Below are 23,204 nucleotides of genomic sequence, written 5' to 3'. Positions count from 1 at the left end.
TACATTAACTATTTTTGTAACCTTAAAAAAACAAGCAATTTGGAAAAGTATCTAAGTCAGTTAAACGAAGCACAGTACGAGCCTACCGTTCAAGTAGATGGACCTATGATTATTATCGCAGGTGCAGGATCGGGTAAAACACGTGTACTTACCTACAGGATAGCCTATTTAATGAGCAAAGGTATTGACTCATTTAATATTTTAGCATTAACCTTTACTAATAAGGCGGCTAAGGAAATGAAAGGCAGAATTGCAGAAATAGTTGGTGCTAGTGAGGCTAAAAACTTATGGATGGGAACATTTCACTCTGTTTTTGCTAAAATTCTTCGTTTTGAAGGACATCATTTAGGCTACCCAAGTAATTTTACGATTTATGATACCCAAGATTCTCAGAAATTGATGGGATCTATCATAAAGGAAATGGGCTTAGACAAGGATTTGTATAAAACGAAACAAGTTTATAGCCGAATTTCATCTTACAAAAACAGTTTGATTACCGTTAAGGCTTATTTTAATAATCCAGAATTGATGGAGGCTGATGTGATGTCTAGACGTCCAAAAATGGGGGAGATATATCAAGCTTATGTAGAGCGTTGCTTTAAAGCTGGAGCCATGGATTTTGATGATTTACTTTTAAGAACCAATGAGTTATTAACAAGATTTCCTCAGGTTTTAGCACAATATCAAGATAAGTTTAGATACATTTTGGTGGATGAGTACCAAGATACAAACCATAGTCAGTATTTAATCGTTCGTGCATTAGCGGACCGTTTTCAAAATATATGTGTCGTAGGTGATGATGCGCAAAGTATTTATGCCTTTAGGGGAGCAAACATCAGTAATATCTTAAATTTCCAAAAAGATTATGACGATGTTAAGATGTACCGCTTAGAGCAAAATTACCGTTCAACAAAAAACATTGTTGGTGCAGCTAACTCGGTAATAGAACATAACCAAACAAAATTGGATAAGATCGTTTGGACAGCAAATGTTGAAGGTCCAAAAGTGCAAGTACACCGCAGTTTAACAGATGGTGACGAGGGGCGTTTTGTAGCAAGTGCTATTTGGGAAACAAAAATGACTGATCACGTACCTAATAGTGATTTTGCTATTTTATATCGTACCAATTCGCAATCTCGTGCAATGGAAGAAGCGTTGCGTAAAAGAAGTATTCCATATCGTATTTATGGAGGACTCTCTTTTTATCAAAGAAAAGAAATAAAAGATGTGACCGCGTATTTGCGTTTGATTTTAAATTCTTCTGATGAGGAAGCTTTAAAACGTGTTATTAATTATCCAGGTCGTGGTATTGGTCAAACAACTATTGATCGTTTAATGGTTGCGGCTAATGAAAGTGGTAAAACTATTTTTGGTTTATTAGAAAATATAGATACCGTAGACATAAATATAAATGCAGGAACTAAAAATAAGCTTAGAGATTTTGTAACGCTTATTAAAAGTTATCAAGTAATGAATCAAACAGCGAATGCTTTTGATTTAGCAGAATATGTGACTAAAACAAGTGGTTTAATTAAAGAGTTTAATAAAGATGGTACGCCTGAAGGGGTGACGCGTTTGGAGAATGTCGAAGAATTATTAAACGGTATTAAAGATTTTGTTGAAGGTCAATTAGAAATCGCTGATTCAAAAGATGATTTAGCCGAATTTCTTGAAGATGTAGCCTTAGCAACAGATTTAGATGGCGATAAAGGAGATCCTGATCACGTGGCGTTAATGACTATACACTCGTCTAAAGGATTAGAGTTTAGTAATGTCTTTGTCGTTGGATTAGAAGAAGATTTGTTTCCAAGTGCAATGAGTATGAATACGCGTAGCGAACTAGAAGAAGAACGTCGTTTGTTTTACGTCGCATTAACTAGAGCTGAGAAAAAGGCTTATTTAACGTATGCATTGTCTCGTTACCGATGGGGGAAATTAGTAGATTCTGAACCTAGTCGTTTTATTGAAGAAATAGACGACCAGTTTTTAGATATCATTACTCCAATAGAAGAGAGACGTATTAATCCAATGTTATCAGCAGATATTTTTGGAGATACACCACCAAATAAAATTAGATTTAAAAAAGCAGTACAACCTAAATTACAAAAGAAATTGGCAAAAAAGAAAGAACCGGTAAACTTCGAAATCAGTGTACCAAAAAAATTAAAAAAAGCTTCAGAAGTAGTCCCATCAGTAGAGGCTAACTTAATTGAAGGAGAATTAGCAGTAGGTAATAGAGTAAAACACTTAAAATTTGGTAGAGGAGATGTACTTAGCATAGAAGGCAAAGGTGCGGATGTTAAGGCAGAAATTAATTTTGAGTTTGGTGGTAAAAAGAAACTATTATTACGTTTTGCAAAACTGCAGCTTATAGGATAACATTTTAAAACACTAATTATGGCTGAATTTATTAAGATTTACGAAGAAAACCCTAATCCTAAAGAGATTAAAAAGGTTGTAAATATCCTAAAAAAAGGAGGCCTTATTATTTATCCAACAGATACCGTTTATGGTTTAGGTTGTGATATCACTAACTCTAAAGCATTAGAACGTATCGCAAGAATAAAAGGAGTTAAGCTTGAAAAAGCTAACTTCTCTTTTATTTGTCATGATCTAAGTAATTTATCAGATTATGTTAAGCAAATTGACAGTACTACATTTAAAATATTAAAAAGAGCATTACCTGGGCCATATACCTTTATTTTGCCAGGCTCGAAAACATTACCAGCTGCTTTTAAAAAGAAAAAAGAAGTGGGTATCCGTGTGCCTAATAATGCTATTGCTTTAGAAATAGTAAAAGCATTAGGTAACCCGATTGTATCGACATCTATTAGAGATGAAGATACCATTTTAGAATACACTACAGATCCAGAGTTAATACTAGAAAAATGGGGCAATCTTGTCGATTTAGTTATTGATGGCGGTTACGGAGATAATCAAGGATCAACCATTATAGATTTATCGGGTGATGAACCTGAGATTATTAGAGAAGGAAAAGGGAGTCTAGAAATTTTTTAAATTAAATTAAAGTGAATATACAAGAGATTGATAGCTATGTTAGAACATTAATAATAGCTTCTGTTTCTTTTTTTGTGGTTTTCATACTTTGTGTTTGTCTTTATTTTAAAGTCTCTTTTATTCAAGAAATAATACTTTTCTTATTATTAATACATGCTTTTTCTTTACCATTTATTCATGATGAATTAGCAATTAATAAGGTTTACCTTATAAGTGTAATAAATGCATTAATAGTCTTTCTATTAGTTGTTGTAACGGGAAATTCACTAAAAATAGATTTAAATAAATGGGTGTTATGTGTCTCGATGTTGCCTTTTCTGTTTCTAGTATTTTATAAAGTATTAAATATGTGTTATTCAATTCTTTTTAAAACGAGCCCTCTTTTAAATAGTATAAAAGCAGGTTTAGATAAACATTATTTTTACTTTTTATGCTTACTATACGTACCAATAATTATATCATATATGCTGTATGATGCGGTAAAATTAAATTTGTTTTAAAATGAAACCAACCAACAACCATATTAATTATGTCGAGTTTAAAGCTCATGATTTAGAAGTTATAAAACGCTTTTATACTACAGTCTTTGGATGGCAATTTACAGATTATGGAGAGCATTACATTGCATTTGAAGCAAGTGGGATTTCTGGTGGGTTTGAAAAAACGGAACAACCGATAACAAATGGTGCTTTAATCGTTATCTATCACGATAATTTAAATGTCGCTAAAGCTAAAATACTAGAATTAGGTGGAACGTTAAGTGTGGCTATCTTTTCGTTTCCTGGTGGTCGTCGATTTCAATTTTTGGATCCTTCAGGGAATGAATTGTCTGTTTGGTGTCACGAGTGATGCGCCGTGTATAAGGCAATAGTTATTTTACCCCTGTATTAATGGAGAAATATTATGTTTTCTGTGGTGTCCTTGGGGCATTATAATCGTGTAGTCTAATTTTTAAAATGAGATATAAAAAAAGCCCAACCTTTCGGTTGAGCTTTTCTGTTTGATATAAAAGAAAACTTATTCTTTAGATAAACTTTTCATTTCTGTTTCAATCATTTCGTAGAATTGATCAATTTTTGGTAAGATATAAATCTTAGTTCTTCTGTTAATTGCTCTGTTTGTAGGAGAGTCATTAGCCACTAAAGGTAAATGATCACCACGTCCTGCTGCAATTAATTGTTTAGGATCAACACCTAAGTCTTGTAATGCTCTAACAATAGCTGTACTACGTTTAACACTTAAGTCCCAGTTGTCTACTAAAACACCACCTTTGTTGTAAGGTACGTTGTCTGTATGACCTTCTACCATTGCTTCAAAGTCAGGCTTTCCATTAATTACTGTCGCAACTTTTCCTAAGATTTCGTTTGCTCTAGATGAAATAAAATAGCTTCCACTTTGGAATAATAACTTATCAGATAAAGAGATAAATACAACGCTTTTCTCAACATTGATTTCGATATCTGGATCATTTAATCCAACTTCTTTTTTAAGACTTGTTACTAAGGCTAGTGTTACACTATCCTTTTTAGTTAACGCGTCTTGTAATCTTGTAATTCTTAAGTCTTTTTCTTTTAAACTTTCTAAAGATTTCTCAACGTTTTTAGCACCTTGCGCCGTTAACATGGTCATGTCTTTAGTACTTTCAATTAAAGCAAGGTTATTTGCTTTCATATCTGATAAACGTGCTTGTAGTTCTTTAAGACGAGCTGCAGATGCTGCTTCGTCAGATAAACATGAATTCAGTTTAACAGTTGCTGTGTTTAATAAATCCTGTGTTTCTTGTTGTTTTGCTTCTAATGCAGCAAATTCTTTTTTAGATACACATGAGCTTAATAGTAAAAGTGCACTTGCACTTAGTAAAAGGATTTTTTTCATAATTGTTGAATGATAAATTAAATTTATACTCGCCAAAAGTATAAATAATTAAAATGTTAAAATACGGTTTAACAAAATTTTTGCTAAAAGGATTATAATTGATTAAAATTACGCTTTTTATCAACAAAATAAGACCATACAACCGACTTTTTTGTAAAATAGTTTGCTTTGTGCGGACTTTGTTTTCTTGCTTTTAAAAGCGAATTCAGATGCTTGTAGAACGATAAATGTGCTTTTAGTATTGCCAAAATATGTTTAAATTTTAAACTAAATAAAAACTTTGTAGCAGCAACACCGTCTAAGACTAATCTGGTTAAAATTAATGACAGTAAATTGCCGTCTGCATTTTTAGTTATCGTAAATAAACTATTCCTAAAATTAAGATATGTTTTTCTAGGACTTCCTGCATTTAAGGTAGCACCACCAACATGATATACGGTAGACTCGCCAATGTATTTTGTATTATAACCATAATTAAAGGCACGCCAACATAAATCAATCTCTTCCATATGCGCAAAAAAAGTGTCATCAAAACCATGCAATGCTCTAAAAGTTGATTTTCTTATAAAGAAACAAGCACCCGACGCCCAAAAAATGGAAGCGTTAGGATATTGATTAGTGTCTTCTTCTATAGTATCAAAAAGACGACCTCTGCAATAAGGGTAACCATATTTATCTATAAAGCCACCAGCAGCTCCGGCGTATTCAAACTTGGTTTTATCTTTGTAGTCTAAAATTTTTGGTTGAATAATAGCGGTTTCATTGTCTGTATTAAAAGTATCAAGTATCGGTGTTAACCAGTTAGGCGTGACCTCTATATCGCTATTTAATAGACAGTAAATATCCTCCTCCACGTAACGTAGCGCATCGTTATAACCTTTGGCATAACCACCATTTTCTTTATTTTGAATGATTTTTACGTCTGGGTAATTCGCTTTTAAAAAGGGTACAGAAGCATCTGTAGACGCATTATCCGCGACATAAATTGTAGCACCTTTAGAATACGTGACTACTGATGGTAAAAATTGCTCAAGCAATGCTTTTCCGTTCCAATTTAATATGACTACTGCTATGTTCAAAAAAGAGGTGTTTATGGATTTGTTATTTAGTGCTTTACTTACTGTTGTGCGTTATATTCTGGTATGTCTTGTAAAAAATGATACTTTTCTGCGTCAAAGTCCATGTTACAATAATAATGATTAATACCATTGGTAACCATTAAATACGTCGCGTTTAAAGCTAAATTATAACGTGCTATTTGGTCAAATGTGTTTTGTTTTATTTCTATTTTAGGCGCTTTACACTCTACTATTAAATGGATACTTCCGTCTGTATTAAAGACAACAATGTCATAACGTTTTTTTAAATCGTTGACTTTTAGTTCTTTTTCGACGTTAATTAAAGAGATAGGGTACTTCTTAATCGTTATTAAATAATGTACACAGTGTTGCCTTACCCATTCTTCGGGTTGTAAGACCATAAATCTTTTACGTATAACATCAAAAATAGATACTTTATTTTCGTTATTTTTGAATCGAAACTCAAACTTTGGAAAGTTTAACTCTTGCATTAATTAGTATTCAGTTTTTTTTCAAAGTTAAACTTCAAAAGTCAAAAACCAAATTTTTAAATTTTTTCCTTTGGACGAAGTCAAACAGTTAGTCACTGATATAAAAAATAAGAACCTTAAACCTATCTATTTATTAATGGGTGAGGAGGCCTATTATATTGATAAAATTTCTGATTACATAGAAAAAACCGTCTTAACGGAGGAAGAACGTGGTTTTAACCAAATGGTATTGTACGGTCGGGACGTAACAGTAGAAGATATTGTTAGTAATGCCAAACGTTACCCAATGATGGCAGAACGTCAGGTGGTCATTGTAAAAGAAGCACAGGACTTGGCTAGAACAATAGACCAATTAGTTGCTTATGCTAAAAACCCACAACCTACAACGGTTTTGGTTATTTGTTATAAATATAAAAAGGTAGATAAACGTAAAGCGGTTTATAAAGAGATTAAAAAATCAGGTTACGTTTATGAAAGTAAAAAACTGTACGAAAACCAAGTGCCAGATTGGATTAGTCGTGTATTATCACCAAAAGGGTATTCGATTACACCAAAAGCTTCACAAATGTTGGTGGAGTTTTTAGGTACAGATTTAAGTAAATTAAGTAACGAGCTAGATAAGTTGCAAATAGTCTTGCCTAGAGACACGCAAATAACTCCGGATCATATTGAAGAAAATATAGGAATAAGTAAAGATTACAATAATTTTGAGTTGCGTAAAGCCATTGGATCAAAAAATATGGCACAAGCGTTTAAAATTGTGCATTATTTTGCAGAGAATCCTAAAGATAACCCGATGGTTTTAACCGTGTCTTTATTATTTAGTTTTTTCTCTCAATTGTTACATTTACATGGGATGTCGGATAAAAACCCTCGTGCAGTAGCATCTGCCTTGCGAGTTAATCCTTATTTTGTAAACGAATATCTTGAAGCAGCACGCCACTATCCTATGCGTAAAGTTAGTCAAGTTATTGGGACGTTACGCGAGTTTGATGGTAAGAGCAAAGGGGTAGACAGTAATGCTGTGCCTCAAGGTGATTTACTTAAAGAAATGTTGGTCAAAATTATGTACTAGTTTTTATTAATTTATTTATTTATCAAAAGATGAAACCATATTATATAATCGTATTCCTATTTTTGTTTTCTGCCTGTAAAACAGTGCAAACGCTTCCTGATCCTTTAGAAGCCGGTTGGGAAGGAAAAAAGGTTTGCGAAGTATTACACGAAACGAAAAAGCAACGTGTTTTGAAGTGTACATTTCCACCAAATGTGGGGCATCAAAAGCACTATCATAAACCACATTTTGGCTATACTTTAGCCGGAAGCACGTTTCAAATTACGGATGCAAAAGGGACACGTACTATTCCTGTTACAACGGGAGTGACCTGGTCTAAAAATGAAATTAGCGAGCATGAAGTCTTAAATGTTGGCGATAGTACTTCTGTATATTTAATTGTTGAGCCTAAATAGTTAAATATTTTAACGTTATAATTCCGTATTTAACACTTGCATAAAAGCCTTTAACAAAACCTATTAAATCAAAGTTAAACCTGTTCTGTAATGCTATAAACGCTGGTGTTTTTAGTACTTTAGATGTAAATCGAAGTAATAATAAATAAAACCAAAAACAGAACAATGGAAAACTTAGATAGAAAGAAAGTTGCCATTTTGGCAACCAATGGATTTGAAGAAAGTGAATTAAAACAACCCATGCAAGCTTTAAAAGAAGCAGGCGCAGACGTGCACATCGTCTCAGAACAATCAGGACAAATTAAAGGCTGGGAAGACGGTAACTGGAGCAATAGTTATGATGTAGACAAAACCTTAGATCAAGTAACGCAAGACGATTACAATGCGTTAGTATTACCGGGAGGCGTTATTAATCCAGATAAATTAAGGCGTAATCCAGATGCGATACGTTTTATTAAATCGTTCTTCGCTAATAAGAAGCCAGTAGCTGCCATTTGTCATGCACCATGGTTATTAGTAGAAGCCGATGTTTTACAAGGACGTAGAGTAACGTCGTTTAACTCGATAAAAAGAGATTTAGTAAACGCGGGAGCAAAATGGGAGGATAGTGAAGTTGTCGTAGACGAAGGTTTAGTAACTAGCCGTAATCCTGATGATTTACCTGCATTTAATAAAAAGCTAATCGAAGAGATTTACGAAGGGAAACATAACATGCAAACGGCATAAATACTATAGAGATAATATTAAAAAGCCAACCGGTTAGGTTGGCTATTTTTTTGTTGTTAGAATTGATTATAAGTGTTTTTTTTGATGTAAAAAAGGAGTTTACATATCTTCCAACTCTAAATTATAGTCATACTGTAAGTCTTCGTGTAATGCTAATATCTTTTTGGTAATGGCTTCAATATTTCGATCATACAAATTGGTTAATGTTGTGTTTCTTGAAATTGACGGTTTCATAGTTCTAAGCTTTTTGCAAAAATAGAGTAGTAGTTGGACTTCAGTCTCTTTATTAAGCGAATATCTGATGTACTTTTTAGTGTTTCTTAAAATCTTACGAACACTTTTCTTGATGTAAAAAAAACTATCGGTATTTATTAGTTCAAATTGTTCGTCAATTTCAGCTTTAACCGTTTCTATATACCCAGCTTCACTATCGGCTTCAAAAAGTAAATAGGTGAGTAGTTCTTTGTTTTCTTTTTTAAATCTGGATAGTCGTAAGCACAGCTCTGCCAACTCTTCATTGGTTTTGTGCTTTAACTCTTTGCGTATGGTGACTACGGATACTGCTTTCATTACAAAATGTTTTATTTCCGCGTAAGCGAAACTAATTTCAAAATTAAACTTTATAATGTTTTTTAATAGTACGTTTAACCTTAAATAATCTAAAAACACCAATAATTAAAATGATTGGTGCTATGCCAATTAGTGTTATACCGTAGTTTTTAAGGTCAGCAAAAAGGTCTAGTTTTAAAATAGTTATTCCTGTTCCTAAAATGACTAAAAAGGTTCTAAAATAAGCTAAAAACGTGCGCTCGTTAGCAAGCTTAGTCCGTTCTATAGCTAGCCAATCTCTGGTGGTTAGGGCGGTTTCGTCTTTCATTTAAAAATTATAATCTTAAAGTAAAATGACCTTTATAGGTTGTGCCTTCTGGTAATTGTAGACTATACCAATAATCACTTTGTGGTAGTGCTTTTTTATTGTGTTTACCATCCCACCCGACTGTTGTTAAAGGATTGAATGCAGATAGTAATTTACCATATCGGTCGTAAATAAATATTTGAAGGTTAGGGTAAGCGTTTTGATCTAAACCTATTATATTCCAATAGTCATGAGTATTGTCATTATTTGGGGTAAAGTACTTAGGGAAACCAATGACTTTTATGATACTAGAAATGATCTCACAATGATTAATATCTCTAATATAAACGGTATGTATTCCGGGAGTTAAGTTGTTAAACACATTTGAGGACTGAAAACTTCCTAGTTCATTGTCTATAGCAAATTCAAAATTATCATGAGCAGTAGTCAATACAATAGTAGCTGTGTAATCTGCAATAGTTATAGATTCAATTTCTGGCAAAGGAATTTGTGTAACCACAATATCTATCGTTTTTTCACAATCTAAAATAGGGTCAGTTATAGTGACACTATAAGTCCCTGCTTGACTAACTTCTATACTATTTGTTGTTTGATTAGTGCTCCATGTAACATCATAGCTTGCAGCTGCTTCTGTGCTTAGGCCAAAATCTATAGTTAATGGAAAATCTGATTGACAGATATCAAAACTTTGGTTGTCAATAAAAGGGAATTCGCCTAAAATAAGTTCTACTAAACCATTACCATAACAGACATTCTCGTTATCAATTGAGACGTAAAGGGTGTTAGATCCTGAATTGTAAGTATCAGGTAAGCTATTAAGGTTTCCTGCGGCCTCTTCTGGAGAAAGGTAAAAATTTACTGTAATCTCTCCGTTTAAAGGTAAGTCGTTAATGATTTGATTTCTAATTATTGTTAAATCAAAATCGGCAGAATTTGAATAATTACTATCGCAAGTTTCTAATTGATGAGTACCAACATCTACAGATTGTGTTGTCAGTAATCTAACGTATGCAATATTGTAGCAAATTGTATTTGGGCTTGTTACTTTTGCGATTACAATTTCTTCATCATATTGGTTAGTATAATAATCCGGATTGATAGGTATTTCGTTGTCAACATCACTTTCAGCAGAAGCTAATGTGTGGTAATAGTAAACTTCAAAATCTTGTGTAGGATCTATTACTAAAGCATCATTTGCTTCGTTTAAGCTAAAAACAGTAATACCGTCAGTAGAATCATCATCAAAGGAGTCACACTGCACTAAATCGTAAGTGTATTGAATAACTTCTGGAGGTTCAGCTATTTTTACTAGTTTTATTATAGGGTTGTAATCTATTCCATTTATAGACATTTGAAGAGTAACATTATAATCTCCTGGTTGTGCATAAGTATGGTAGCTGTCAGGATTTGCAGATGTTGTTCCATCTCCAAAATCCCATAAAATAGTATCATACGGGTCTTCAGAAGTTATAAAAAAATGCGTGTTGTCATTAAAGCAAATATCTTCGAAATCAAAAGTTAATTTAAATATAGATTGAATAAAAGGAGGTAGGCCAATTTGAGCAGCTCTACCATTTAAATAAAAAGAATTATGAGAATAGTTACTACTCGCGCCTAGTTCATTAGGGTTATTAATAACAGATAAGTGAGTCCCTTCCCCAAAGACAACATAACCTGCGCGGTAAATCTTTCCATCAATTGCTAATTGTAATGCTCCTGCTACATTTGAAGATGTATTAATTACAGTTTGTGATCCGACAACATTGGTGCTTTCTGTATTGTATTGTAATAATCGACTGTCAATAAATATATCGTCAAGATCAAATTGTGTTGCCGTAACGTAAAGAAGTTTTGAGTTTGGTGAAAATTCAACACCATAAGGATAGGAATTATCTAATAATAAACGCTCATTAGTAACAGCTCCTGTAGTATTATTAAAATCGTATAGTAGTACTTTACCTGATTTACGTTTTCCTGTTGTAGGGCTTCCTAAAGAGGTCGAGCTATGTGCAATAGCAATCTGTTCTCCATTAGGAGATACTTTTAGGTAACCAATAGCTGTTACGTTGGAATCTGACTCATTAATCCTAGGGAAAACGGCTTGAGTAACAGAAGAGACTACGGGAGTTTCAACAACTCCACTGGCAGTCACTTTGAAAGCGAAAAATTTATCAATAAACTGAGAAATCACCCAGATATCAGAACTATTACCATGTGTAACGGCTGTTAGTTTTTCAGAACTTTTAAATTCATTCTGTAATGGGTCATTACTATCGTAAGTAATTAGGTGATTGTTTTTATTTGAAACAACAACATCACCCAAACCATTATTTAATTCCATATCGACTTCTGTATAATTAAGTCCATCAATGGAATCATCTGGGGTTAGAAAATAACTAGGTTTATCAGTGGTGAAAATATAATAGGAAGTGGTTGATCCCGGTTTGGGGATTATAATAGCTGATTCTGTACTAGAAACATCTCCCATTAAATCATAACCATTGGGCATTGGGTTATGGGTGTTATCCCAAACGTTTTTACCATCTGTATAAAACAATAAGTTTCCGCTAGGGTCAGATATGGTCGCACAACCTTCCATGGTAGCCAGTGATCCGTCGGTTAACGCAACAGGGGTAGTAGAATTGAAGGTTAATCCCGCAAAATTCCCAAAATACCAGTTTGCAGATTCCCCTTGAGCCTGAGTGTATAAACTGAAAAATAAAAATAATATAGTGAGGACTTTTGATATTGATGAATAGCGTTTCATTAAATTAAAAGTTATAATTGATTTTAAAGATATAAAAAAAGCACTTATAAATATAAGTGCTTTCATATAGTTTGTAAAATAATTATCTCAATTTAGGAAAATTACTAGGATTTGTTTCATGCATTACAGCATATATAGCTTCAAAGACATCTTCTGTAGATGGTTTAGAGAAGTAATCTCCATCCGTACCATAAGCCGGTCTGTGTTGCTTAGCTGCCAGTGTTTTTGGCTGACTGTCTAGATATTTAAAAGCGTCTTGTTTATTTAGTATTTCATCTAAAATGTAAGCAGAAGCACCTCCAGGGACATCTTCATCTATAACCATTAAGCGGTTTGTTTTTTGAACACTTTTTACAATGTCATGATTGATATCAAAAGGTAATAATGATTGTACATCAATAATCTCTGCATCAATACCAACTTCAGCTAACTCTTTGGCTGCTTGTTGTACGATTCTTAATGTTGACCCATAAGAGACTAAAGTAATATCAGCACCTTCTTTAATTGTTTCGACAACACCAATAGGCGTTTTAAATTCACCAATATTAGTCGGTAACTGTTCTTTTAATCTATAACCATTTAAACACTCTACTACTAAAGCAGGCTCGTCACTTTTTAATAACGTGTTATAAAACCCAGCAGCTTTAGTCATGTTTCTTGGCACTAAAACGTGTATTCCTCGTACTAAATTTAAAACACCTCCCATTTGAGAACCTGAATGCCAAATACCTTCTAATCTGTGACCACGAGTACGGATTATTAATGGTGCCTTTTGACGGCCTTTTGTTCTGTAGCGCAAAGTTGCTAAATCATCACTTATAATTTGAAGGGCATACATGATGTAATCTAAATATTGGATTTCAGCAATTGGGCGTAAACCACGCATTGCCATACCAATACCTTGACCTAAAATAGTCGCTTCTCTAATACCAACATCCGCAACACGTAACTCTCCATATTTTTCTTGTAAACCTTCTAAACCTTGATTAACATCACCAATCTTTCCTGCATCTTCTCCAAAAATTAAAGTTTCTGGATACTTGTTAAATATATAGTCGAAGTTTTCTCTTAAAACCACACGAGCATCAACGTCTTCTGCGTTTTGGTCGTATGTTGGTTTAACTTCTTTGATATGAATAGCAGCTGTTTTGCTTTCATTATATAAGTCTGAGCTGTATAAAGGTTGTACTTTAGCAAAAAAGCTATCAATCCAATCTATTAAGTGTTGTTTTTCGGCTGTGCTTTCAGCAATAACATAACGTAAAGCGCGTCTTGCAGCTGATGCTGAATCTTTTCTACTAGGTTCTGATATGTCAGCTAATTCGTTTGCTAGTTTTTCTATAAACACTTTATTTGGGCTAGAATTAGCGACCGTTTTTAAAAGTGTTGTTAATTCTGCTCTTTCAGATAAAGCAGGTTTTAAGTAGCTAGTCCAAGCTAATTTTTTAGCATCTCTAACGTCTTTTTTAATGCTTTTTTCAATGGTCAATAATTCTTCGTCAGTGGCGATATTATTTTCTATCAGCCACTCACGCATTTTTACGTTACAGTCGTTTTTTGCTTCCCAATTTAAACGGTCTTTATCTTTGTAACGCTCGTGTGATCCTGAAGTCGAATGACCTTGAGGTTGTGTTAACTCGTTAACATGTATTAAAACAGGAACGTGTTCTTCTCGTGCTATTTTAGCAGCTTCTTCATACGTGGCCATTAAGTTAGCATAATCCCAACCTTTAACACGTAAGATTTCATAACCTTTACTTGTTTTATCACGTTGAAACCCTTTAAGGATTTCTGATATGTTTTCTTTTGTAGTTTGATGTCTTGCGTGCACAGAGATACCATAGTCATCATCCCAAACACTTATAACCATAGGGACTTGTAAAACACCTGCAGCATTAATAGTTTCAAAAAATAAACCTTCACTTGTACTTGCATTACCAATAGTACCCCAAGCCACTTCATTTCCTTCAACAGAAAAGTTGGTAGTATCAATGCCTTTTACATTTCTATAAATTTTAGAAGCTTGTGCTAAGCCTAAAAGTCTAGGCATTTGTCCTGCGGTAGGAGAGATGTCTGCACTTGAATTTTTTTGTTTGGTAAGGTTTTTCCAGTTACCATTAGCATCTAAACTATGTGTTGCAAAGTGTCCCCCCATTTGGCGACCTGCAGACATAGGCTCTTCTGCTAAATCTGTATTTGCGTATAATCCTGAGAAAAATTGTTGAATAGTTAATTCTCCAATAGCCATCATAAAGGTTTGGTCACGATAGTAACCAGATCTAAAGTCTCCGTTTTTAAAAGCTTTAGCCATTGCTAATTGCGGGACTTCTTTACCATCTCCAAAAATTCCAAACTTAGCCTTTCCAGTTAACACCTCTCGACGTCCTAATAAACTACACTCACGACTGGTAACAGCAATGTGATAGTCATTTAGTACTTCAGTTTTAAAATCTTCAAAAGACAAGTCTTTTTTGGTGTTAGCTTTTGTTTGCATAGGTAAGGAATTATTTGAAACAAATTTAATCATAATTTGTGGATTCTACAAGAGTAAAAAAGCTTAAAAAAATGAGAATAATTCAAAATAACCACATATTATCCTTTTAATCTGTAAATTATCTATGTGAAATTAAAAAATGTTAAGAATTTACTAATACCAACGACGGGTAAATAAGCCTAAAAGTGTCTTAGGGGAAAGGGTTACGATAAACCTGATTTTTTCATCGTAATTAGGTTGTCCAATTTCCCAACCTAAGTTGGAGTATAATGGAAAGTATAGTTCAAAATAATCTTCAACTAAGTTTAGTCTAATACCAGAGTCGTATACAAATTCTGGACTGAAGTTTTTATTTTTTATAACTCCAGCATCACCATACAGCATGATGTATCTCCAAAGTGTTGCACTAGTATTAACAGTAGTCATCCATTGGTTTGCAAAGGGGTGCGTTAGTTTGGACTTAAAACCACCATCAGCAATAATAAGTTGTTGACTTAAAAGGCCTGTTTGCTCACTTCGACCTAAATAATTATAATCAAATAAATAATCTGTTGGACGGTCTAAAGCAAAACTAAAAAAGTCAGAATCTTGATAGCTATTGTTGTAGAGGAATAACCCAGAGAATACTCTGACATTAAATTGTTTATTGCGTGTGTTTAAGTTTCTAAACTCTAAGGTTGCCGAAATTTTACCAAAGTCTTTAGCTAGTTGTAAATCTGTAAAGACAGAAGCATGCTCTTTTAAATTATTATCGACAACACCAAATTTGGCATTAAATACGGAGTACTTTGGTTCTCCAGTGGTTTCAAATTCTCCTGTAGCATCTATTTCTCTATTAATATTGACATATCTAAAAGATAGAAATTTACGTTTATTGTCTCTTAAGTTTTTATGATTCCTAAAATTATAATCTATAAAAGGAGTAAATGAAGTATAGGTTAAATTAGGGGCGTAATTATAATAATTTCCTGATAGCCCATATCTCGTTCTGTAGTTGTCAGAGTCTTCTGGTCTTGCGTTATAAATTAAGGAGGCACTACCAACCACTTGCTTACTTTTAAACCCGAATTTCGGACTTATTTTGTATAAAAACCGTTTACTTAATAGTGTTTTATTGTACAGTTTTAATCCTGGTGATAATCCATCGTAGAAGTTATATTCAAACTCGGGCATAAAAAACACCTGATTATAATTAGGATCTTCAATGTCTTTAAACAATCTAAACTGAAGTGGTTTGTTGGTTAGGAAAAAACCATCTAGTTTTTTATAGTTATTACGTTGGTTAAATTCGGGTATCGTATAGTCGTAATTTAGTGCTAGTTGGTCAACATCTTTGTTTGCTATAGTTATTTTTTTTGTATCAGAAAAACCATCAATCCATTGTTTGGAGGTGATACTATCATTTTCTAAGGTGAACAAAGAAATAGGCATGGTGTTATCTCTTAGGTTTTTTAGGGTAATAGTAATAGAGTCCTCTGTTTTTTTAACACGCTTGATTTTAAAATCTATTTTTTTACTAGTTTTTACATAATCATCAAAAAACCAATTAAGGTCTTTGTCTGTTTTAGAGGTGATTAAAGATTTAAAATCTTCTGGCGTGGTTCTTTTTAACTTCGTTTGTTTAATAAAGTCACTTAGTGTTTTGTCTACAATAGTATCGCCCACAAAATCATTTAAATAATTTAAGCCTATCGCTGCTTTATATTTATTGGAAATGTTTTTGTTGAATTTTAATAGGGAATCTTTAGCCATTCCAATTGGCTGATCAATATTTGTACGTGCCATATGCATGTATAAAAAAGGATATTGATCATTAAATTTTAGATCTGAAGCATGAAAAGCTCTAACCCCCCAAACATCAGCAAGTTTTCCTAAAATTTTCTGATTAGGGTAAAAGTCTTCTACATATTTTCTTAAATAATATATTTGAATAGCATCTAATAACCATTGTTCTTCACGTGGATTTATTAAAAGGGTATTTTCTAAATATACTTTTAAAGTGGTTTTTAGTAATTTTAATTCATATTGAAACGTGTCTTCAAAAGGTCTAATAAAATCAGGCAATAGATTAAGACCATAAATAGGGTCTTTTTTGTAGTCTATCCAAGTTAATAATACTTTTTTATGCGGATAATCACCAAGGTTAGTGGTGATAAACTGTGCTACTTTGTCCGATAATATTGCCACTTTGGTTGGATCCAAATCTTCATCATCTATATTAGATTGAATATTAAAAAAGTCTGTTTCAACCGTATTGTAGTCGTTGGTTTTAACTAAAGACAACTTCGTGTTTATCCTGTTTTCGCCTTTAAATTCAGTGTAGACCAGGCTGTCAATTGTTTTGTTTTCAATTAAATCTAACTCGGATATCGGGGTGAAATTATTAGGATAAGTAACCTTAAGGCTGATATTAGCGGGTTCTACAAAAAGATCCTCTAAATCTTTATTACTATAATAGTGCCATTGACCATCAAAAACAGCAGGTGTAATGTACCAAAAACGTAAATTATAGTCACTATTTCCGGTGACACCATATCTTGTGAATTTATTATTCGGAATTTGAACAATATAGTTTAAGGTTAAATCATAATACTCATTAGGAGCAAGAGGACGGTTAAGTGCCACTTTTATAACATCAGGATGCCCTTTTAATCGTTGAAAAAACAAGTCTTGACTAGATTGTTTTATACTAGTGACTACTGTGAAACCTCTGTCCTCATTGCCTGCAAAATGAAAGGTGGTTTTAAATTCGTCTGCAAAGCGTTCTGCTAACGGCGTTGTTTTAGAGGAGTAACTATGGCTCCAATCATTTAGATAAATAGTATCTAAAGGGGTGTTACTTTTATTTTGATACCGTATGGTTTGGGTGATTGCAATACTATGTTTCTCGGTGTCAAATAGCGCGTTAATATCAATACTATTCTGGCTTAAGGCCGAAATACTACCAAATAAGAATAATAAAAAAAAAGAATAATTTATTTTCAATTGAATTTTATAATCTTTAGTGTTTTAACGTTGAAATCTGTATTCGAAATTTAAGATATTCCTATAATAAATACGAAACATCTGTGTTAATAGTTTTTCTTTTGCAATAATATTTACGGAAGTATTAGTTAATGTGTTAAAAATGTGTAGGTTGTGTGTAATGGATTCTAGGAGCCTTAACGCTGTATTTTACTAGTTTTAGAACTAGAAAGGACCATTTTTTATAAAAACAACTTTTAAGGTGTCTTTTAAAAGATACCTTAAAAGTTTAAAATCTATAGAGCTATAACTTTAAAAATTAGGACTTAAGCCGTAATCTTTGTAGAAATTATCTAAAATAGTAACAACTTCTTCTGAAGTATCTACTAAATGTATTAAGTCTAGATCTTTTTCGCTAATATTTGAGAATTTCCCTAATAAAGTTGATTTTACCCAGTCCATTAATCCAGCCCAGAAATCTGTACCAACTAATATGATAGGAAATTTTTCAATCTTGTTAGTTTGTATTAGCGTAATTGCTTCAAATAATTCGTCCAATGTTCCAAATCCTCCTGGCATAACCACAAATCCTTGAGAGTATTTTACAAACATTACTTTTCTAACAAAAAAGTAATCAAAATTGATGCTTTTATCAGAATCGATATATGGATTATCATGTTGTTCAAATGGTAATTCTATATTTAATCCAACCGATGTACCACCAGCTAAATGTGCCCCTTTATTACCTGCTTCCATAATACCTGGTCCACCTCCAGTAATAACACCGTAACCTGCATTGACTATTTTTGCTGCTACATCTTCTGCTAATTTGTAATATTTATTATCAGGTTTGGTACGTGCCGAACCAAAAATTGAAACCGATGGTCCAATAGCACTCATTTTTTCAAATCCATTAACAAACTCTCCCATGATTTTAAAAATCGCCCAAGAATCGTTTGTTTTTTTCTCATTCCAACCTTTTGGATGTTTTTCTTCTGTCATATTCTGTATTTATTTAAGCTTATTGCCTTTGTGTTTTTGTTATTTTATTTTTTTTAATGTTTTTGTTTAAGAGTAATTTTATAATTATGTAGGCTACATAAGTTCTTTTTTCAAAAACTTAGCAGTATAACTTTTTTTATGTTTTGCAACGTGTTCAGGTGTGCCTTCTACGATTACTTTTCCACCACCTTTTCCGCCTTCGTAACCAATATCAATAATATGGTCTACGGTTTTAATAACGTCAAGATTATGCTCTATAATTAAAACGGTATTTCCTTTGTTAGCTAATTCATTTAAAACAATCATTAACACTCTAATATCCTCAAAGTGAAGCCCTGTTGTTGGTTCGTCTAAAATGTAAAACGTATTTCCGGTGTCACGTTTACTTAATTCTGTTGCTAGTTTTATACGTTGTGCTTCTCCACCGGACAGTGTTGTACTTTGCTGTCCCAAGGTAATATAACCTAAACCAACATCTTTAATAGTTTTTAACTTTCTATGAATTTTAGGAATGTTTTCAAAAAAATCAACCCCATCATTAATGGTCATATTTAAAACATCACTAATACTTTTTCCTTTGTATCTAATTTCTAATGTTTCGCGATTAAAACATTTGCCTTGACAGGTTTCACACTCGACATATACATCAGGTAGAAAATTCATTTCAATAACACGTAAACCACCACCTTTACAGGTTTCGCAACGACCACCTTTAACATTAAAACTAAATCGCCCAGGTTTGTAACCGCGGATCATAGCTTCTGGTATTTTAGCAAATAAGCTACGGATTTCGTCAAAGGTTTTGGTGTACGTCGCAGGATTACTTCTTGGTGTACGACCAATTGGTGATTGGTTAATATCAATAACTTTATCAATATGTTCTAAACCTTTTATGCTTTTGTACGGCATTGGTTTTTTAACACCGTTAAAATAATACGCATTTAAAATAGGGTAGAGGGTTTCGTTGATTAATGTCGATTTACCACTACCAGAAACACCTGTTACTCCAATCATTTTTCCTAACGGAAATTTTACGGATACATTTTTTAAGTTATTTCCTGTACAGCCTTTTAGTTCTAGAAAGAGTCCGTTACCTTCACGACGCTTTTCAGGAACTTCTATTTTTAGTTTTCCATTAAGGTAATTAGCGGTTAACGTACTTTCTTTTAGTAATTGTTTAGGCGTGCCTTGGCTAATAATTTCTCCACCATGTTTCCCGGCTCTAGGACCGATATCTATAACATGATCGGCACGTTCTATCATATCTTTATCATGTTCTACGACGATAACTGAGTTTCCTATATCACGTAAAGAAACTAAACTATTGATTAGCTTTTCGTTATCACGTTGGTGTAAACCAATACTGGGTTCGTCTAAAATATAGAGCACCCCAACCAGCTGTGATCCAATTTGTGTGGCTAGTCTAATACGTTGTGCTTCACCACCAGATAAGGATTTTGAACTTCGGTTTACCGATAAATAATCTAAACCAACATCTAATAAAAATTGAAGTCTAGCACTAATTTCTTTTATAATTTCTTCCGCAATTTTAAATTGCTTCTTAGTTAAATGTTTTGGTAAGTCTTTAAACCAAACCGCTAAGTCACTAATGTCTTTATTCGCTAATTCAGCAATATTTTGCCCATTAACTTTAAAATATAAAGATTCTTTTTTTAGTCTAGCACCTTCACAAACTGGACATTCAACCTTGTCCATGTAATCTTTTGCCCAACGTTTAAGAGTGGTTGATTCTGCATTTTCATATTGATTTTCAATAAAATTAGCAACACCTTCAAAGTCAATTTTATAATCTCTAGTAATCCCTAATGTTTTACTTTCTACAGAAAATTTTTCATTTCCTCCAAACATAATAATTTGTTTGGCTTCCTTCGGGATAGATTTATAAGGATCACTTAATTTAAAATTATAACGTTCTGCAATGGTTTCAAATTGTTTGAAAATCCAACTCTTTTTTTCAGGACCATGAGGGGCTAAAGCTCCTGCTTTTATGGATAAAGAATCATCAGGAATAATCTTGTTCTCATTAACCATATACAAGGTTCCAATACCATTACAATTGTCGCAAGCCCCTTTTGGAGAGTTAAACGAAAAATTGTTAGGTTCTGGATTTGGGTAAGAAATACCAGAGCTTGGACACATTAAACTACGACTAAAATAACGTGCTTCTTGCGTATCTTGATCGATAACCATTAACACATCATCACCATGATACATGGCTGTATTAATACTTTCGGTTAAACGCTTATCATTATCAACATCATCGTCAATTTTTAAACGATCAATAACAATTTCGATATCATGATTTTTATAACGATCCAGTTTCATGCCTTTAACTAAATCTTTAATCTCTCCATCGGTACGCACTTTTACAAAGCCTTGTTTGGCTATTTGCTCAAATAATTCGCGATAGTGTCCTTTTCTAGAACGGACTACAGGCGCTAAAATATTAATACGTTTGCCTTTATAACTTTCAGAAATTAATTGTTTGATTTGGTCGTCACTATAACTCACCATTTTTTCGCCAGTGTTAAAACTATAGGCATCACTACCTCTAGCATATAACAGACGTAAAAAGTCATAAATTTCGGTAATCGTACCAACCGTAGATCGTGGTGATTTACTCGTTGTTTTTTGCTCGATAGCAATGACAGGAGATAAACCATCAATTTTATCAACATCCGGACGTTCTAGGCCGCCTAAAAATTGTCTGGCATAAGCAGAAAACGTTTCGATATAACGGCGTTGTCCTTCAGCATAAATCGTGTCAAATGCTAAAGACGATTTACCACTACCTGATAGACCAGTAATAACGACTAGTTTTTCACGAGGAATAGTGACATCAATATTTTTAAGGTTATGCGCTCTAGCACCTTTAACCTCTATGTTTTCTTCAAAATTAGCCATAGCATTTGTAAACTTTATCTGTAAATAGACAAAGTAGCAAAGATAGGCTTTTTGTAATTCTTTTTGAAGGGCAGTTCGTTAGGATTTTCTTAATAATTATTACTTTTGAAATTATAAAATCAGTAGTTATGGAAATATTAGGAGTAGGTTCTCGAATTAATCACCCTGAACATGGGAAAGGAGTGGTTACTAACGTAGATAGTAAGCAGTATTGGGTTACTTTTATTGAAAATGGTTTAGAAACCATAGCTTTAGATGATACCTTTGAAATTATAGAAGCTTCAGAAAACGAAGTGGATACTATTAGTTTTTTTGATATTGAGAGTAGTTTAGTTCAAATATTGAAAAAGTATAGCGATGTTTCGGAAATCGTGCCGATTGGTGACAAATGGAGAGGTGGGCTATTAGAATTAAAGCCTGCCGATGGAAATTTAAAAAGTAAAGAGATAAAAATTGAAGACTTTTTTAAGAAAATAACTATGGTTAGAGACCGTTTACGAGTGATGGAACAAAAAGTGAATTCTAGTAATCTTGAGGAACAAGAAAAAATAGATTTACAACAGTATATTACTCGTATTTATGGAAGCTTAACAACATTTAATGTCTTATTTAAATCTAAAGAACAGCAGTTTGTAGGGCAGAAGGGGAAGTAGTTTTTATAATGCAAAAGGCAAAAGGCAAAAGGCAAAAGGCAAAAGGCAAAAGGCAAAAGGCATAAAGTAAAAGGTGTCAAGCGAAGTGATTTTTATTACTAAAGGCTATTTTATGCTATTATAAGCTTGTTTTAACCTCTCCCATATTTAATTCAAAAAAGAATAATTGATGATGGGTTGGTAATTGGGCATCGGTGTCGGTCGTTTTCCAGTCACTCCAAGTGGCTTCTAAACCTCCAATTGGTAAAATATCAACCCACATTTTAAATTTAGTTGGCTTATAGTTTTCATCTAAAATCCATAAGTAAGAATCTCCAGGCGTACTTCCTCCTGATTTATAAGTAACCAATAAGGCGTTTTTATTGTTATGTTTGACAATGCTTCTAGTGGTACCTTTATCAAAAACCTTGTAGGGCGCTACTAGCCAAAAAGAATCATTATTAAAATACTCTATAGCTGTTTGTATTACCGTAATACTTTCTTCGCTGTCAATTTTTGAATTATTAACATAGGCGATATTGTTGGTTGGATTATTTAAGTCTAAATCGACTTTATTATCTTTCCAATAGACTTCGACTAGATTCTCTTTTTTATTCCAGTTGTAATGATGTTTACCTCTAAAGGTCCATTCGATATGATTTGTCGCTTTATAGGCATCGGCATTTAGTGAAATTAACATTTTGTAAGCTAAAATATCGGCTTGTTTCGATGGTGTTGCAAGTGGCAAGTCTTCGTTGTATTTGAAGTAAACGAAGCCAAAAAAGAGTAAGCTTGGCAGTGTAAAAAACACGATTACTCCAGCTATTATTTTTATTATTTTTTTTGGTTTCATGATGTGAATTTGTAATAATTAAACAGGTAAT

18 protein-coding genes are annotated in these 23,204 nt (G+C 33.1%); 7 read left to right on the top strand and 11 right to left on the bottom strand.

Annotated features, from left to right (window positions below; genetic code table 11):
* Positions 1-39 precede the first annotated feature (39 nt).
* The 3 genes from H0I26_RS16115 (at position 40) to H0I26_RS16105 (ending at position 3,867) form a co-directional block, all read left to right on the top strand.
* Positions 40-2,379, top strand: coding sequence for an ATP-dependent helicase (locus tag H0I26_RS16115; RefSeq protein ID WP_136584059.1), 2,340 nt, complete (start codon positions 40-42; stop codon positions 2,377-2,379).
* A gap of 18 nt (positions 2,380-2,397) precedes the next feature.
* Positions 2,398-3,018 (top strand): L-threonylcarbamoyladenylate synthase, encoded by a 621-nt coding sequence (locus H0I26_RS16110; RefSeq protein WP_218699979.1) that lies wholly within the window; start codon positions 2,398-2,400, stop codon positions 3,016-3,018.
* A gap of 501 nt (positions 3,019-3,519) precedes the next feature.
* Complete coding sequence (locus H0I26_RS16105; RefSeq protein ID WP_218699978.1) at positions 3,520-3,867, top strand: VOC family protein; 348 nt, start codon at positions 3,520-3,522, stop codon at positions 3,865-3,867.
* A gap of 168 nt (positions 3,868-4,035) precedes the next feature.
* Here the strand turns inward: H0I26_RS16105 and H0I26_RS16100 are convergent, their stop codons facing one another.
* The 3 genes from H0I26_RS16100 to H0I26_RS16090 all read right to left on the bottom strand — a co-directional run bounded on the left by H0I26_RS16100 (position 4,036) and on the right by H0I26_RS16090 (position 6,463).
* Positions 4,036-4,893 carry a flagellar motor protein MotB gene (locus tag H0I26_RS16100; RefSeq protein ID WP_218699977.1) on the bottom strand — a complete coding sequence of 286 codons (858 nt, stop codon included), beginning with the start codon at positions 4,891-4,893 and terminating at the stop codon, positions 4,036-4,038.
* A gap of 92 nt (positions 4,894-4,985) precedes the next feature.
* Positions 4,986-5,972 carry a glycosyltransferase family 2 protein gene (locus H0I26_RS16095; protein ID WP_218699976.1) on the bottom strand — a complete coding sequence of 329 codons (987 nt, stop codon included), beginning with the start codon at positions 5,970-5,972 and terminating at the stop codon, positions 4,986-4,988.
* 38 nt (positions 5,973-6,010) lie between these two features.
* On the bottom strand, positions 6,011-6,463 hold the full coding sequence (locus H0I26_RS16090; RefSeq protein ID WP_101019274.1) for a type I restriction enzyme HsdR N-terminal domain-containing protein: 453 nt from the start codon (positions 6,461-6,463) through the stop codon (positions 6,011-6,013).
* Between the two features lie 70 nt (positions 6,464-6,533).
* Between H0I26_RS16090 and holA the strand changes: the two genes are divergently transcribed.
* From holA to H0I26_RS16075, 3 genes are all read left to right on the top strand, one after another.
* Positions 6,534-7,538: a DNA polymerase III subunit delta gene (holA, locus tag H0I26_RS16085; protein WP_101019270.1), complete on the top strand. Its 1,005-nt coding sequence runs from the start codon at positions 6,534-6,536 to the stop codon at positions 7,536-7,538.
* Between the two features lie 29 nt (positions 7,539-7,567).
* Positions 7,568-7,933, top strand: a complete 366-nt coding sequence (locus H0I26_RS16080) for a cupin domain-containing protein (RefSeq protein ID WP_218699975.1) — start codon at positions 7,568-7,570, stop codon at positions 7,931-7,933.
* A gap of 165 nt (positions 7,934-8,098) precedes the next feature.
* Positions 8,099-8,659 carry a type 1 glutamine amidotransferase domain-containing protein gene (locus tag H0I26_RS16075; RefSeq protein ID WP_218699974.1) on the top strand — a complete coding sequence of 187 codons (561 nt, stop codon included), beginning with the start codon at positions 8,099-8,101 and terminating at the stop codon, positions 8,657-8,659.
* Positions 8,660-8,758: 99 nt separating this feature from the next.
* Here the strand turns inward: H0I26_RS16075 and H0I26_RS16070 are convergent, their stop codons facing one another.
* The 7 genes from H0I26_RS16070 to uvrA all read right to left on the bottom strand — a co-directional run bounded on the left by H0I26_RS16070 (position 8,759) and on the right by uvrA (position 21,688).
* Positions 8,759-9,229 (bottom strand): hypothetical protein, encoded by a 471-nt coding sequence (locus H0I26_RS16070; protein WP_218699973.1) that lies wholly within the window; start codon positions 9,227-9,229, stop codon positions 8,759-8,761.
* Positions 9,230-9,272: 43 nt separating this feature from the next.
* On the bottom strand, positions 9,273-9,536 hold the full coding sequence (locus H0I26_RS16065) for a DUF202 domain-containing protein (protein WP_218699972.1): 264 nt from the start codon (positions 9,534-9,536) through the stop codon (positions 9,273-9,275).
* Between the two features lie 7 nt (positions 9,537-9,543).
* The gene (locus tag H0I26_RS16060; RefSeq protein WP_218699971.1) at positions 9,544-12,303 is read right to left on the bottom strand and encodes a T9SS type B sorting domain-containing protein; all 2,760 of its coding nucleotides are present in this window, start codon (positions 12,301-12,303) and stop codon (positions 9,544-9,546) included.
* Positions 12,304-12,385: 82 nt separating this feature from the next.
* On the bottom strand, positions 12,386-14,797 hold the full coding sequence (locus H0I26_RS16055) for a thiamine pyrophosphate-dependent enzyme (protein WP_218699970.1): 2,412 nt from the start codon (positions 14,795-14,797) through the stop codon (positions 12,386-12,388).
* Positions 14,798-14,950: 153 nt separating this feature from the next.
* Positions 14,951-17,782, bottom strand: a complete 2,832-nt coding sequence (locus tag H0I26_RS16050; protein ID WP_218699969.1) for a metalloprotease — start codon at positions 17,780-17,782, stop codon at positions 14,951-14,953.
* Positions 17,783-18,073: 291 nt separating this feature from the next.
* The gene (locus tag H0I26_RS16045) at positions 18,074-18,763 is read right to left on the bottom strand and encodes a TIGR00730 family Rossman fold protein (RefSeq protein ID WP_101019252.1); all 690 of its coding nucleotides are present in this window, start codon (positions 18,761-18,763) and stop codon (positions 18,074-18,076) included.
* A 93-nt stretch (positions 18,764-18,856) separates the two neighbouring features.
* Positions 18,857-21,688, bottom strand: a complete 2,832-nt coding sequence (gene uvrA / locus H0I26_RS16040) for an excinuclease ABC subunit UvrA (protein ID WP_218699968.1) — start codon at positions 21,686-21,688, stop codon at positions 18,857-18,859.
* Between the two features lie 128 nt (positions 21,689-21,816).
* Here uvrA and H0I26_RS16035 point away from each other — a divergent pair, with 128 nt between their 5' ends.
* Positions 21,817-22,341: a hypothetical protein gene (locus H0I26_RS16035; RefSeq protein WP_101019247.1), complete on the top strand. Its 525-nt coding sequence runs from the start codon at positions 21,817-21,819 to the stop codon at positions 22,339-22,341.
* A 118-nt stretch (positions 22,342-22,459) separates the two neighbouring features.
* On the opposite strand, the gene H0I26_RS16030 is transcribed toward H0I26_RS16035, so the two are convergent.
* Positions 22,460-23,173, bottom strand: a complete 714-nt coding sequence (locus H0I26_RS16030) for a hypothetical protein (protein WP_218699967.1) — start codon at positions 23,171-23,173, stop codon at positions 22,460-22,462.
* Positions 23,174-23,204: the final 31 nt, after the last annotated feature.

The sequence above is a fragment of the Olleya sp. HaHaR_3_96 genome (genome assembly GCF_019278545.1).
Taxonomy (GTDB): domain Bacteria; phylum Bacteroidota; class Bacteroidia; order Flavobacteriales; family Flavobacteriaceae; genus Olleya.
Note: the sequence above shows the minus strand (reverse complement) of the source record. Positions and strands in the feature narration are given on the sequence as shown.

What these genes read in the sequence shown, in the direction of transcription:
- H0I26_RS16110 (WP_218699979.1), top strand. Translation starts at nt 2,398, where the DNA reads ATGGCTGAATTTATTAAGATTTACGAAGAAAACCCTAATCCTAAAGAG.
- H0I26_RS16105 (WP_218699978.1), top strand. Translation starts at nt 3,520, where the DNA reads ATGAAACCAACCAACAACCATATTAATTATGTCGAGTTTAAAGCTCAT.
- H0I26_RS16100 (WP_218699977.1), bottom strand. Translation starts at nt 4,893, where the DNA reads ATGAAAAAAATCCTTTTACTAAGTGCAAGTGCACTTTTACTATTAAGC.
- H0I26_RS16090 (WP_101019274.1), bottom strand. Translation starts at nt 6,463, where the DNA reads ATGCAAGAGTTAAACTTTCCAAAGTTTGAGTTTCGATTCAAAAATAAC.
- H0I26_RS16080 (WP_218699975.1), top strand. Translation starts at nt 7,568, where the DNA reads ATGAAACCATATTATATAATCGTATTCCTATTTTTGTTTTCTGCCTGT.
- H0I26_RS16075 (WP_218699974.1), top strand. Translation starts at nt 8,099, where the DNA reads ATGGAAAACTTAGATAGAAAGAAAGTTGCCATTTTGGCAACCAATGGA.
- H0I26_RS16070 (WP_218699973.1), bottom strand. Translation starts at nt 9,229, where the DNA reads ATGAAAGCAGTATCCGTAGTCACCATACGCAAAGAGTTAAAGCACAAA.
- H0I26_RS16065 (WP_218699972.1), bottom strand. Translation starts at nt 9,536, where the DNA reads ATGAAAGACGAAACCGCCCTAACCACCAGAGATTGGCTAGCTATAGAA.
- H0I26_RS16060 (WP_218699971.1), bottom strand. Translation starts at nt 12,303, where the DNA reads ATGAAACGCTATTCATCAATATCAAAAGTCCTCACTATATTATTTTTA.
- H0I26_RS16055 (WP_218699970.1), bottom strand. Translation starts at nt 14,797, where the DNA reads ATGCAAACAAAAGCTAACACCAAAAAAGACTTGTCTTTTGAAGATTTT.
- H0I26_RS16045 (WP_101019252.1), bottom strand. Translation starts at nt 18,763, where the DNA reads ATGACAGAAGAAAAACATCCAAAAGGTTGGAATGAGAAAAAAACAAAC.
- uvrA (WP_218699968.1), bottom strand. Translation starts at nt 21,688, where the DNA reads ATGGCTAATTTTGAAGAAAACATAGAGGTTAAAGGTGCTAGAGCGCAT.
- H0I26_RS16035 (WP_101019247.1), top strand. Translation starts at nt 21,817, where the DNA reads ATGGAAATATTAGGAGTAGGTTCTCGAATTAATCACCCTGAACATGGG.
- H0I26_RS16030 (WP_218699967.1), bottom strand. Translation starts at nt 23,173, where the DNA reads ATGAAACCAAAAAAAATAATAAAAATAATAGCTGGAGTAATCGTGTTT.